Below are 13,265 nucleotides of genomic sequence, written 5' to 3'. Positions count from 1 at the left end.
CCCGGCGGGCTGAAGGCCCGACCGGGAATCGAGAGCCCCAAGAGCGCTGGTTCGGCCCTGGATTCCCGATCGCTCGCTGCGCGAGCGTCGGGAATGACAGTGATCCAATCGAGCAGATTTCGTAGCCCCTCAGCGGATTTTGCAGAAATTGCGCAGCAGCCTTTTGCAGGCGACGACGCCGGCGACCGCCGGGCCGCGCGTGAGATCGGGCGAGGGGTTGCCGTTGGAGAAGCCCGCCCCGAAATCCGTGACGACCGTGACGCCGGAGAAAAGCATCCCGTAGCGCCGCGCGAGGATCGCCTCAGGAACGATGTTCCACCCGATGAGATCGGCGCCGAGCTGGCGCGCGACTTTTGCTTCGGCCGGCGTCTCGAAGCTCGGGCCGGAGAACCACATCAAAATACCTTCGTGCAGCGAAACGCCCGCGCTCCCTGCGGCGGCCTTCACGCGGCGCAGCAGGCGCTTGTCATAGGCGTCGTTCATATTGATGACGGCCTTGCCGTCGGCCGGCGCGCCGATCAGCGGGTTGAGGCCGGTGAAATTGATATGGTCGGTCACGAGCACGATGCTGCTCGGCACGAGGTCGGCCTGCACCGATTGAACGAGCCCCGTGCAGAGCACGCTGCGCACGCCCAGAAGCGCGAGGGTCTCCATCGGTCCGGCCATGAGGCTCGGATCGCCGGTTTCGTGGAAGGTCGAGGTTCCCTTCAGCAGCACCGCCGGGGCGCCGTCCACCATGGAGACGATCAGCTCGCCGTCCTCAAGGCCAGGAGCGACGGGAAAGCCCGGCAGCTCGGCATAGGCGAAGGTGGCGACGCGCTCGCCAATATCAGCAGAGCTGAAAAACAAACGGCTCAAAATGATCGCGCTGTCGACCGCGCCGATGTCGCAACGCGATCTGATAATTGCCGCAGCTTCTTCAGCAGGGGCGCTCATAGGAACCTCTATTGTCCAAGAATCGCTTCGAACTCTGCCTGGGATTGTCGCAGCGCCCGCGGCGGCGATCAAGCATGGCGACAGCGGAGATCAAGGGAGCTCTCGATCGGAGAGCGCCGGTTTTTCGCGGAAGGCCGCCGCAAAGAGCGCGCGCGTATAGTCGCTTTCCGGCTCAGCGAAGAGCTTCGCCGCCGGGCCGGATTCGACGACCTTTCCGTGCCGCATCACGATCAGCTCGCCGGCGAGCGCCTTCACCACCCGCAGGTCATGGCTGATGAAGAGATAGGCTAGGCCGCGCCGTCTTTGCAGATCGCGCAGCAGATCGATGATTTGCGCCTGCACGGTCATGTCGAGAGCGGAGGTCGGTTCGTCGAGCACGACGAATTTCGGCTCCAGAACGATGGCGCGGGCGATGGCGATGCGCTGACGTTGGCCGCCCGAGAACTCATGCGGATAGCGATCCATGGTCGCGGGATCGAGGCCGGTTTCCGTCAAGGCGCGCGCGACGATTTCGCGGCGCTCGTCGAGCGTCAGCTCGGGCCGCTGCACGGTCAGCCCTTCCGCGACGATATCGGCGACCGACATGCGCGGAGACAGCGAGCCATAGGGGTCCTGGAAGACCACCTGCATGTCGCGCCGCAGTGGGCGCATTTCCGCAACGCTCTTGCCGTCGATGCGCGCGCCCAGAAAAACGATCGGCCCCTCCGAGCGGATGAGGCGGAGCATGGCGAGCGCCAGCGTGGTCTTGCCGGAGCCGGACTCGCCCACGACGCCGACCGTGCCGCCTTCGCGCACCGTGACGCTGACGCCGTCGACGGCCTTTACGTGATCAACGGTGCGGCGCATGAAGCCGCGCTTGATCGGGAACCAGACGCGCAGATTGTCGGCCGAGACCACGATCGGCGCCTTCTCGTCCTCGACGATGGGATCGCCCTTTGGCTCGGCTGTGAGCAGCGCTTTCGTATAGGGATGGCTCGGCGTCTCGAAGACTTCCGCGACATCGCCGCTTTCGACGATCCGGCCCTTCTGCATGACGCAGACTGTGTCGGCGAACCGCCGCACGAGATTGAGGTCGTGCGTGATGAACAGGATCGCCATGCCATAGGTCTGCTGCAGACGTTCGAGCAGCGCGATGATCTGCGCCTGCACGGTGACGTCGAGCGCCGTCGTCGGCTCGTCGGCGATGAGGAGATCCGGCTTATTGGCGAGCGCCATGGCGATCATGACGCGCTGCCGCTGGCCGCCGGAAAGCTGGTGCGGATAGGCGCCGAGCCGCGCCTCGGGGTTCGGGATGCCGACCTCGGTCAGCAGCTCGACGACGCGCTTGCGCAAGGCCTCGCCCCCGCGCATGCCGTGCAGCTCCAGAATTTCGGCGATCTGCTGCTCGATGGTCTGCAGCGGATTGAGCGAGGTCATGGGCTCTTGAAAGACCATGGTGATCCGCGCCCCGCGGACGGCCCGAAGCGCGCCGTCGCTGACTTTCAGCATGTCCTGGCCGCCGAAAAGCGCCTCGCCGGTCGCCATGGCGCCGGGTGGCAGGAGCCGCACGATGGAGAGGGCGCTGATGGATTTGCCCGAGCCCGACTCGCCGACGAGCGCCAGCGTCTTGCCGCGTTCGAGCGAGAAGGAGACGTGGTCCACGGCGATGGTCTCGCGCCCGCCTTGCAGGAAGGCCACCGAGAGGTCGCGGACGTCGAGGAGGGGGGAGGCGGTCATGGGCGTCGCTTTAAATTCGTTCATCGGCGCTCACGAGTTGTTGGACCAGGCGTCGAGGATGCGGTCGACTCCCGACCGGTTCGGCTCGACGAAAGTCATGCCGTGCGGCGGTCTGATCCTCTTGTCGCCAGACAGGAAGAAGTCGCATTGCGTGTGGATCGCCGTAACGACATGGATAGCGTCTGGCAAGCGATGGGGCGCAGCCTGCCGCAGGTCGGCGGTCTCGATGAGGATTTCTCGGGTTACGGGCCGCAAATCTACGAGGCGGCTCCAGACAAGTAGGTCGAGATACAGGCGACGCCATTACCCCCAAGGGTAGAGTCCCCGCGCGTGAGGTAGGGGCAAGAAGCTCTGCAAGCGTGAGTTCGCTCGTTACAACTGAAAGCGGCCTTTCCCGCAGAGCAAGCAGGAGATTTTGAACAGGCTCGGCCTCAATCTGAGGCAATTCGAACCCGGCGATAAATGCGTTTGTGTCCATATAGACCAGAGGCGCGGGCACGTCAGGGCGCGCCCCATTCGTCCCGCATGGCGTCCATATCCGCATTTATCTCGCGCTGAGACGCATAGACGTCTCGGCGCAATGCGAACATTTCTTCCAAGGACATGACCTTCTCGGGCCGATCCTCGGCTTCCAGCGTGACGGTAACCTGAGAGCACGGGTCCAGGCCGGCTTTCAGCTCTTCTGGCAGTTTCTCCGCCGGGAAGTGCCGTCGCACGATCTTGTTCATGGCCTTGGCCTCCTGAGGCATCCTACCACGGGTCACTGGAAATTCTTCCTCGGATCGAAGGCGTCGCGCACGGCCTCGCCGATGAAGACGAGCAGCGACAGCATGAGCGCGATGATGGCGAAGCCGGTGAGCCCCAGCCACGGCGCCTGGAGGTTGGATTTGCCTTGCAGCAGCAATTCGCCGAGCGAGGGTGAGCCGGGCGGCAGGCCGAAGCCCAGGAAGTCCAGCGCCGTCAGCGTCGTGATCGACGAATTGAGGATGAAGGGCAGGAAGGTCAGCGTCGCCACCGTGGCGTTGGGCAGGAGATGCTTCACGATGATGCGGAAATTCGACAGCCCCAGCGCCCGAGCGGCGTTCACATACTCGAAGTTTCGCGCCCGCAGAAACTCGGCGCGCACCACATGAACGAGCGACACCCAGGAAAACAGCAGCAGGATACCCAGCAGAACGAAAAAGCCCGGCGTCAGGAAGGACGAGATGATGATGAGCAGATAGAGCTGCGGCAGCGACGACCAGACCTCGATGAAGCGCTGGAAAACGAGATCCACACGCCCGCCGAAATAGCCCTGTATGGCCCCCGCCGCGACGCCGATGATCGAAGAGATCGTCGCGAGGATGAGCCCGAACAGCACCGAGATACGGAAGCCGTAAAGAAGCCGCGCCACGACGTCGCGCCCCTGATCGTCCGTGCCCAGCCAGTTATATTCCAGCGCCGCACAGCCCCGGTTGGCTTCGCCCGGGTGCAGGCCCTTGGCGACGGCGGCTTCGCATTGCTTCTGCGTGAGCATCCAGGTCGGCGGCGAAGGCGCCGGCACCGGCAGCTCGAGATTATGCGTGTCGTAGGAGTAGTGGATCGGCGGCCAGAGCATCCAGCCATGCGCCTCGATCTCATTGGCGATCACCGGATCGCGATAATCCGTGCGGGCGAGGAAGCCGCCGAACTTCTCTTCCGGATAGGAGACGAAAGCCGGGAATAGAAGCTCGCCCTTGTACCAGGCGACAATCGGCCGGTCGTTGGCGAGGATGTTGGAGAGGAGCGACATGACGAAGAGCGTCATGAAGATCCAGAAGGACCAATAGCCCCGCTTATTGGCCCTGAAACTGGCCAGCCGGCGTTGGTCGAGCGGCGACAGCCGCAGCAACCCGTTACGGGCGATAGGCGGGGCAAGCCTTGTGTCTGTGTCGATCACGCTCATCGGCTCAAACCTCGCGCGTCTCGAAATCGATCCTTGGATCGATCCATGTGTAGGTGAGGTCGGAGATCAGATTTACGACCAGGCCAAGTAAAGCGAAGATATAGAGATTGGCGAAGACCACCGGATAATCGCGGTTCACGATGCTCTCGAAGGAGAGATAGCCAAGCCCGTCGAGCGAGAAGATCGTCTCGATCAACACGGAGCCAGTCAGAAAGGCATGCACGAAGGCGCCAGGAAAGCCGGCGATGACGATCAGCATGGCGTTGCGAAACACATGGCCGTAGAGAACGCGGTTCTCAGTCAAGCCCTTCATGCGTGCGGTCTGGACATATTGCTTACGGATTTCATCCAGGAAGGAATTCTTGGTCAGGAAGGTCTGCGTCGCAAAGGCGCCGAGCGTCATGGCGCTCACCGGCAGCACGATATGCCAGAGATAATCCTTCGCCTTGTCGATGAGCGAGAGCTGCCCGAAATCATCGGACGTGAGGCCGCGCAGCGGGAAAATCTGCCAGAAGGAGCCGCCCGCGAAGAGCACGATCAGCAGCATGGCGAAGAGGAAGCTCGGAATGGCGTAGCCGATAATGATGACGTTGGAGGTCCAGGCGTCGAACCGCGTTCCGTCGCGCACCGCCTTGGCGATGCCGAGCGGAATGGAGATCGAATAAGAGAGCAGCGTCATCCACAGGCCGAGCGACATGGAGACGGGCAGTTTCTCGCCAATGAGCTTGATGACGCTTTCGTCGCGGAAATAGCTGCGGCCGAAATCGAACATGGCGTAGTTTTTCACCATCAGCAGAAAGCGCTCCCAGGCCGGCTTGTCGAAGCCGAACTGTTTTTCCAATTCCGCGATGAATTTCGGATCGAGGCCCTGCGCGCCGCGATATTTGGACGAGGTGTCGGCTGCGCCGCCCGTCGCCTGTGCGCCGCCCGAATGGCCGACGTCGCCGCCGCCTCCCGAGAAACGCGAGGTTGCGCCGACGTCGAAGCCTTGAAGCTGCGCGATGATGCGCTCGACCGGCCCGCCCGGTGCGAACTGCACGATGGCGAAGGAAATGAGCATTATCCCGAGAATGGTCGGGATCATCAGCAGCACGCGTCGCGCGATATAGGCGCCCATTTGTCTATGTTTCCCGTTCAGATGTCATGCGACATCCGCATGATTGGATCGGTGTCACTCCCGACGCTCGCGCAGCGAGCGATCGGGACTCCAGAGCAGAAACAGCGCTTTTGTGGCTCTGGATTCCCGGTCGGGCTTTCAGCCCGCCGGGAATGACAAGTCCCAATGCGCGCTGTTCAAACGAAACCGTTCCAGCAGGCCGAAAGCCTGGCGCAATCGCGCGAAGGCTGGGCGTGAGCGTCTCCCTCCCCTTTACGGGGAGGGTGGCGCCGCGAAGCGGCGTCGGGTGGGGTCCGCATCCGGTGGCCTTCGGCCGCCGACCTCCCGGTAAAGGGGAGGTATGGGGCGGTGGCGAGCTTCGTCGGTCCTGCTCTGCATTTCCGATCGATCGGCGAACCACGATCACCGTCCCGCGAAGTTGATTTTCTTGGCCTTCTCTTCGTCCCACCACCAGGTGGAGGTATAGCCCACCTCATATTTCGGCGGCTGGTCGGGTCTTCCGAAGACGTCCCAATGGGCGATGCGGTCGACCGGCGTATGATAATGGAAGAGCGTATAATGCCCGGCGCGCAGCACGCGGTCGAGCGCGCGGCAGACGGTGACGAGCTCAGCGCGCGTTTCCACCTTGAGCGCCTTGTCGATCAGCGCGTCGATCGCCTTGCTCGAAACGCCGGCAAGATTGCGCGAGCCGTTGAAGGTCGCGGCCTCGGAGCCGAAATAATTGCGCAGCTCCTCGCCCGGCGAGTGGCTCATCAGCATGTTATCGACCGTGACGTCGAAGTCGAAGGTCTCCATCCGCTGCTTATATTGCGCGCTGTCGATCACCCGGAAGGTGGCGGTCACGCCGAGCAGCTTCAGATTTTTGATGAACGGCAGGGTGAGGCGCTCGAAGAGATTATAGCGGTCGAGGAACTGGAACTCGAGCGGATTGCCGTCGGGCAGAAGCAGCCTGTCGCCCTTGCGCACGCAGCCCGCCGCGAGCAGCAGCTCATTGGCCTTGCGCAGGAGGTTGCGGTCCTGGCCGGAGCCGTCCGAAACCGGCGGCATGGGCGCCGGGCCGAACACTTGCGGCGAGAGCTCGGCGCGAAACGGCTCGAGCAAAGCAAGCTCGGCGGCGTCGGGTTCGCCGGTCGCCGCCAGGTCCGAGTTCTCGAAATAGGAAGTGACGCGCTTATAGGCGTCGTACATCAGATTGTGGCTCGCCCATTGGAAGTCGAAGGCGTAGCCGAGCGCCTCGCGGATGCGGGCGTCCTTGAACATCGGACGGCGGGTGTTGAAACACCAGCCCTGAATGCCGGGGATGCGGTTGTTCTGGAAGGTCTCCTTGAGGACGCGCTTCTCGCGCACGGCGGGGAAGTCGTAGCCGGTCGCCCAGATGCGCGCCGTGTCTTCCACCCGCAGCGTATAGGTTCCGGCCTTGAAGCCTTCGAAGGCGACATTGCTGTCGCCGAAATATTCGAACTTGATGTGGTCGAAATTGTTCTGACCGACGTTCACGGGCAGGTCCTTGCCCCAATAATCGGCCACGCGGTCGAAGCTATTGAAGCGGCCCTGTTCGAAAGCGCCGATCTTATAGGCGCCCGAGCCGAGCGGCGGTTCGAGCGTGGTCTCGTCGAAGGCGCGGTTAGCGTAATAGGCCTTCGAGAAGATCGGCTGTCCGGCGATCACGAGGGGCAAATCGCGCGTGCGGCCCGGCGCCAGCTTGACGACGAGAATGTCCTCCGCCTCGGGCTCCGCCGAGACCAGATCGCGCAGCATCTGCGAAATGATCGGATGGCCCTTGCTCTTGAGGATATTGAGCGAGAAGGCGCAGTCCTCGGCCGTGAGCGGCGAGCCGTCGTGGAAGCGCGCCTCCTTGCGCAGCAGGAACCGATAGGTGAGCTTGTCCGGCGAGACGCGCACGGCGCGCGCGACAAGGCCGTAATAGGCGTCGCGCTCATCGAGGCTCGACGTCAGCAGGCTGTCGAAAATGAGCGAGACGCCCTGCGCTGGCGTGCCGCGCAGAATAAAGCCGTTGAGCGAGTCATAGGTCGACGCCTGCGTCGTGAGCGTGAGCTGCCCGCCCTTCGGCGCATCCGCCCTGACATAGCCGAACTGCGTGAAGTCGGCGGGCAGGGCGAGATCGCCGAAGGTCGAGAGTCCGTGGCTCTCGGTCTCGCCCGGCGCCAGCGCCGGCGCGGCGGAAGCCTGGTTCGCGCCTTTGGCGAAGCCCGGAGGGGCGAAGAGGGCGGCGGCGCCGAGCGCGCCGGATCGGATCAGACCGCGGCGGGAGAGCGGATAGGCGAAGGGACGATCAGCCAAATTGACCTCGGGCAGGGGGACGGGCGCCGCTGGCGCGCGCTTCATGATTCTCCCTGAATTATGTCGGTTTTTGGCGGGGCCGCCAGACTTTATGCCATTCGACCGATAGAGAGAGGGGAGGGGGCTTTGGACCGCGAGCCTTCAGGCTCGCCGTGAGAATGCGAGCCCGAAGGCTCGCGGTCCGCTCTGACCCTTCGGCGCTATGCCGCGGCTGCGAGATCGGTCATCTGCTGCGATTGCTCGGGATCGTATAGACGCAGCCGTTTCGCGTCGACCTTATTGTAAACGACGGCCACCTCGTTCAAATCCAGCCGCTCCAGCGCGGCGTCGACCTCCGCGGCGCTGGTTTTGTCCCATTCGACGAGGAACACGGTTTGATCCGCCTGCGCCGCCAGAAAGCGCGCATGCGGCGCCTCTAACGCCGGCGGGCCGTCGATCACGATGACGTCGAACCAGCGACGGGCGAGATTGAGGGTCGCGCGCAGCGTCAAGCCGCTCATGAGCCCCCCGATCGAGCTTTCGCGCGCCACCGTGCGGCCGCCATAGGGAAGAAAAGTATATCCGGCGGCCGCCTGACGGACGAGCGCGCTTCTCAAGTTTTCGCCGGAATCCAGAATGTCCAGAAGGCCGAAGCCCGGCTTTTGCACATGGTCGGATTTGTCCGCCTCGATGAGCAGAACGCGGTCGCCGCCCTGCGCGAGATAGACCGCGATATTTGCGGCGACGGTCGAGCGCCCTTCGCCCCGGCGCGTCGACGAAATCAGCAAAGTGACGCTCTCGCCGCCGGCGTCCGGGGCTAAATCTGCGCAGATTTCGGCGAGCCAGGGGGTGAGATTTGGAAGTGTGTCGTCGCTTGGCTCCTTGGCCGGCGCCGCGCCCATGAGCGGCAGGAAGCCGAGAACGCCGGCGCCGCCGAGCCGTTCGGCTTGCGAGGCCGTGCGCAGCGTCGTCTGTCGCCATTCGCGCGCGATGGCGTAGGCGAGCCCCGCGATGAGGCCGAGGACGGCGCTGCCGATGGCGAGCAAGATGCGGCTCGGCGACGTCTTCGTCGGCGGCGTCGCGGGCGACACGATGCGGATGTCGCTGGGCTCCAGCCCCTTGACCTGAGCAAGCTCGCGCTGGCGGTTTAGAAGCTCTTCATAGACATCGCGTTCGGCCTTGGCTTCGCGCTCCAATTCACCGAGCTTGACCATTTGCGGACCAAGCTCGCCGCTTTCCGTCTGCGCGGCCTTCAACTGGCGGGAAAGGTCGGCCTCGCGCTCCTGGGCTTCGAGGAAAGCCGTTTTCGCGGAGGCGATCATCCGGGTAAATTCCGCGCTAATCTGCCGCCGCAGGTCGGCCAACTGTGCGTTCAGTCTCAGGACTTCCGGGTGGCGCGGTCCGAGCACGGTCGCTTGATCCGCCGATTGGGCGGAGAGCCGGGCGTAATCGCCGCGCAGCGTGGCGAGCACGGGGGATTGGAGGGATTGCGGCAGGCTTTCGCCGGCGTTCGGCCCCAGTTTTTTCAGCGTTTCGAACCGCGCGCGCGCTTCGGCCGCGCCGGCGCCGGCGAGGACGAGCTGCTGGTTCAGCTCGGCGATGCGGCGTTCGAGAAGCGTATATCCTTGGCCCGCATCGGTGACTTTCAGGCGCGCCTTCAGCTCCGCCGCCGCTTCTTCCGCGCGATTGACGCGCCCGCGAAGCTCGGTCAGCCGCGCTTCGATTTCCTGCGCGGTCTTGGAGCTCGCGCCGGTGCGTAATTCGTTCTGATCGACGACGAGCTGCTTTGCGGCGGCGTTGGCGAGCCGGGCGCTCGCCTCGGCCGAATTCGTCACGGCGGTGACGTCGATGACATAAGTCGTGCCACGGCGCGCGATCGCGAGTTTCGAGGCCAGTTTCTCGACCGTCGAAAGACGCTTCGCCTCCGGTTCGTCGCCTTTTCCGCCGAAATAGGGGTCCTTGGTCAAGTCCAACGCATCGACCAGCTCGGCGAGAAATCCTTCGCCCTTGGCGACCTGCACGAGGCTTTCGATCGCGATGGCGTCGCCGCCGATGTTGGAAATGACGCCGCCCGATTTCGTGACGCGCGCGCTGCGCGGGTCGACCATGACAATTGCGGTCGCCGTATATTTTTTGAAGATAAAAATCGAGGCGCCGAACAGCACTGCGGAGGCGATTGCCGACGTCGTCAGGATGCGAAGCGCATTGCGACGCAGGAAAAGCCAGACGGCGCCGGGATCGATGATCGCATAGGCGCGCCGCGACGGTTCGCGCCAAAGATCCAGAACGCCGTCGGCGGCGCCCGCGCGACCCGTAGATTGGCTGTTTTTTGTCGCGCGCAAATTCGTCATCTAAACCAGTTCACCCAGAGACGCGGGCCCAATAGAATATGCAACTCATTAACCATGAGTTACGGAAGCGATTGTGAAGACGCGATTGTCGAGGCGCGAGGCCCTGCTTCTCCCGCTGGCGGCGGGCCTTTCCACGGCAAGCGCCGAGACCGGCAAGCGCGCCGGCGCGCTTGCGCCAAATCTGGCCAAAGGCTTCAATCTTCCCGATCAGGCGCCCGCGCGCGCCGGCCGATCGCCCAGGGAAGAGACTCTGCGGCGATTGCGCGCGCTCGGCATGAGCCATGTCAGGCTCCCCGTCATCGCGGAATATGTGCTGGCGCGCTTCTCGGGGCCCGCCACGATCTCGAGCGCGCTCGACGATCTCGATCGGTCGATCGAGCGTCTACTCGGGATCGGCTATTCGGTGAGCGTCGATCTGCATCCGGGATCGGATTTCAACGCTTTGCATCAGCGCGATCCGCAGAGCGCCCATCAGGCGTTGCTGGAAGGCTGGCCGATGCTGGCGAAGCGTATCGCAAGATGGCCGCAGGAAAGAATTTTCGCCGAGCTGCTGAACGAGCCCGCGACCACAGACGACATTTGGCGGCCATTCGTCGAGCAGCTCGCGACGGCGGTGCGGGCCATCCTGCCGAAAACATATATTCTCGCCGGCCCCGCGCCTTATCACCGGATCGAAGCGCTCGCCGGCTGGAGTCCGTTCGCCGATGACCGGATCGTGTATGTCTGTCATTTCTACGATCCGATGATGTTCACCCATCAGGGCGCGACTTGGGAGCAAGACGCGCCATGGGGGCGTGGAGGGGGCGTTCCCTTTCCCAGCGCCGCAGGCGATCCAACGCTATTGGCCCTCGCGCGCGCGGCGGAGAAGAAGGGCGACGCCGGCCTCGCCAACGAGCTGAGCAACATGGCCGCGCAAGCCTGGAACGCTAACGCTATCTCGACGCAATTCGCCGCGCTCGGGCGCTGGAGCGCGCAGCATTCGGCGCCTGTGATCGTCAATGAATTCGGCGTCCTGAAAGGGAAGGCGAAACGCGCCGACCGTTTGGCCTGGCTCGCGGCGACGCGGGCCGCCGTCGAGGCCCAGGGCTTCGGCTGGGCGCATTGGGATTACGACACATCCTTCGGCCTGCTCGACGATCAGGGCGAGATCGATCAGGGCGTCATTCAGGCGCTGCTCGGCGACAAAGCGCGATCCGTGGCGCCGAGCGTCAGCGCGACGAGCCCCATGATGACGGGCAGCGACAGCGGGACGAAATAAGCCTCCTCCTGATAGAGGCCGTTGACGAGGCAGATCAGTAGTCCGCCTGCCGCGAAAGCCAGCGCAGGCGCGCGCGCGACAAGAAAGAGCCGCCAGCTACAGCGGGCGATCCAGAGATAAAAGCCAATCACGAAGACGATGCAAACGCCCATCTGAAACAGCAGCACGCCGAAAGCGCTTTCGACCGCGACTTCCGACGCGCCCGCGCTTTGGAAGGCGCTCCAATCGAGCTTGGAAAAATCCTCGATCGACAGATTGCCGCCTTCGCCAAGGGTGTGGCCGATCGGCAGCTTGAGGAAGCCGTTGAGGCCGCCCAGCAAGCCGATGACGTGGTAATCGCCGCTCCCATAGCCGGTGATGAAGACGAGGATCGCGTAGACGGCGAGCGCCGCTCCCAACGCGAGGATCGGCGCGTTGGAGCGCGCGCGCTTGGCGGCGGCGACGAAGCCGATGCATCCCACCGCAAGAATGAGCGGCCCTTTGGCGCTTGTCGCGAGCAGCAGCGGCATGGCGAGCGCGGCCGAGAGCGGAAAGCCATTCACGGCAAGGAAGGCGATAAGGATCGAGAGAAGATAGGCGAGGCTGATCGTGTTGAAGTTCGGCCCGTTCAATCGCTGCACCTGAAAGCCGAGATCGGCGGTCAGCGACGTGTTGAAAAGATTTGTGCGGCCATAGTCGAGCGGGCTCGTGATGACCATGCCCTGTTGGGCCGCGGTTCTGATCTCATCGACATTGAGCATGCGCTTCTCGGTGAAGAGATCGAGATAGTGAAATCCGTTGGTCAATGTGAGCCACGCGTCATTTGCGAGCAGCTCGACATAGCAGCAGGCCATGATCAGCCAGAGAAGCACGAACAATGTCTGCGGCAGGGGAATGCGGTGCCGGACGCCGACGATCAGGAAGCTCTGAAAGATAAAGAGCGGCAGGCTGATGTTGCGCAGATAAATGACGGCGCTGCGCGGGTTGATCGCCAGGCCGAGAATGAAATAGACGCCGACGATCGCAAGAACGCCTGCCGACGCCAGTATCATGCGCGTCACAAAGGGCGAGAACGCGCCAGGCTCGCGCAGATAACCATAAGCGACCACCGCATAGCAGACGATCGTCGTGACGAAGTTATAGCTTTTCAGAAGCTCGATATCGGAAAAGCTCGAGTAGTTCACCGAAGCCAGAGAAATGAAGACGTTCTGAAAGATATTCGCGACCAGGACGATGATCGGCACGTCCTGCTCGAAGACCCGCGCAGCGAGGATCGAAGCCACGATACAGAAAACCAGCGCGACCGGTTGCGAGGCGATGTGGAGCGCAATCGGCGCGCCCGTCAGCAGGAAGGCGATCGCAAAGCCGCGAAGCACATCCTCCCAGGGAGCCTGCGCGGCGGCTGGACGGCCGCCGGCGCGCGGCCGGGTATGGCGGTGTTTAGTGGAGACAGTCATCGCGGGGCTGGACGCGCGCATCGAACATCCCCCGATCCCAGGCCGGCCATCAACTGCCGATATTTTCCTGAGCTCAGCTAAGATCGCGTAAACAGCCGACAAGAGGGAGCTCTGGCGCCACAGCATTCTGAAAATGCAAACGATCTGTTCACGGGTATAGCTTACCCATCCTGGGCGGTCGGCTGAAACGCCTGGGCGGAGGCTTTGAAACGGACGCGCCGCTTACTGGACCTATCGCCCTCGAGGT

General features: G+C 63.4%; 10 protein-coding genes. 1 reads left to right on the top strand and 9 read right to left on the bottom strand.

What is annotated here, in order from left to right; translation table 11 throughout:
* Positions 1 to 129: 129 nt before the first annotated feature.
* From JJT62_RS06890 to JJT62_RS06860, 8 genes are all read right to left on the bottom strand, one after another.
* The gene (locus JJT62_RS06890) at positions 130 to 936 is read right to left on the bottom strand and encodes a phosphorylase (protein ID WP_202071959.1); all 807 of its coding nucleotides are present in this window, start codon (positions 934 to 936) and stop codon (positions 130 to 132) included.
* A gap of 90 nt (positions 937 to 1,026) precedes the next feature.
* A complete protein-coding gene (locus tag JJT62_RS06885; RefSeq protein WP_202071958.1) occupies positions 1,027 to 2,652 on the bottom strand; it encodes an ABC transporter ATP-binding protein in 1,626 nt (541 codons plus the stop codon).
* Positions 2,653 to 2,682: 30 nt separating this feature from the next.
* Positions 2,683 to 2,907, bottom strand: a complete 225-nt coding sequence (locus JJT62_RS18970) for a hypothetical protein (RefSeq protein WP_210340583.1) — start codon at positions 2,905 to 2,907, stop codon at positions 2,683 to 2,685.
* A gap of 245 nt (positions 2,908 to 3,152) precedes the next feature.
* The gene (locus JJT62_RS06880; RefSeq protein WP_202071957.1) at positions 3,153 to 3,380 is read right to left on the bottom strand and encodes a hypothetical protein; all 228 of its coding nucleotides are present in this window, start codon (positions 3,378 to 3,380) and stop codon (positions 3,153 to 3,155) included.
* A 32-nt stretch (positions 3,381 to 3,412) separates the two neighbouring features.
* Complete coding sequence (locus tag JJT62_RS06875; RefSeq protein WP_202071956.1) at positions 3,413 to 4,576, bottom strand: ABC transporter permease; 1,164 nt, start codon at positions 4,574 to 4,576, stop codon at positions 3,413 to 3,415.
* A 4-nt stretch (positions 4,577 to 4,580) separates the two neighbouring features.
* Positions 4,581 to 5,693, bottom strand: a complete 1,113-nt coding sequence (locus JJT62_RS06870; RefSeq protein ID WP_202071955.1) for a microcin C ABC transporter permease YejB — start codon at positions 5,691 to 5,693, stop codon at positions 4,581 to 4,583.
* Positions 5,694 to 6,095: 402 nt separating this feature from the next.
* Positions 6,096 to 8,039, bottom strand: a complete 1,944-nt coding sequence (locus JJT62_RS06865) for an extracellular solute-binding protein (RefSeq protein WP_202071954.1) — start codon at positions 8,037 to 8,039, stop codon at positions 6,096 to 6,098.
* A gap of 155 nt (positions 8,040 to 8,194) precedes the next feature.
* Positions 8,195 to 10,324, bottom strand: coding sequence for an exopolysaccharide transport family protein (locus JJT62_RS06860; protein WP_202071953.1), 2,130 nt, complete (start codon positions 10,322 to 10,324; stop codon positions 8,195 to 8,197).
* A 73-nt stretch (positions 10,325 to 10,397) separates the two neighbouring features.
* Here JJT62_RS06860 and JJT62_RS06855 point away from each other — a divergent pair, with 73 nt between their 5' ends.
* Entirely contained in the window at positions 10,398 to 11,582 is a 1,185-nt protein-coding gene (locus JJT62_RS06855) for a cellulase family glycosylhydrolase (RefSeq protein WP_202071952.1), read from the top strand.
* Here the strand turns inward: JJT62_RS06855 and JJT62_RS06850 are convergent.
* A complete protein-coding gene (locus JJT62_RS06850; protein WP_202071951.1) occupies positions 11,489 to 13,039 on the bottom strand; it encodes a hypothetical protein in 1,551 nt (516 codons plus the stop codon). The two genes, JJT62_RS06855 and JJT62_RS06850, sit on opposite strands and share 94 nt — an antisense overlap.
* Positions 13,040 to 13,265: the final 226 nt, after the last annotated feature.

This window comes from Methylocystis sp. Sn-Cys (assembly GCF_016745395.1).
Lineage (GTDB): Bacteria > Pseudomonadota > Alphaproteobacteria > Rhizobiales > Beijerinckiaceae > Methylocystis > Methylocystis iwaonis.
Note: the sequence above shows the minus strand (reverse complement) of the source record. Positions and strands in the feature narration are given on the sequence as shown.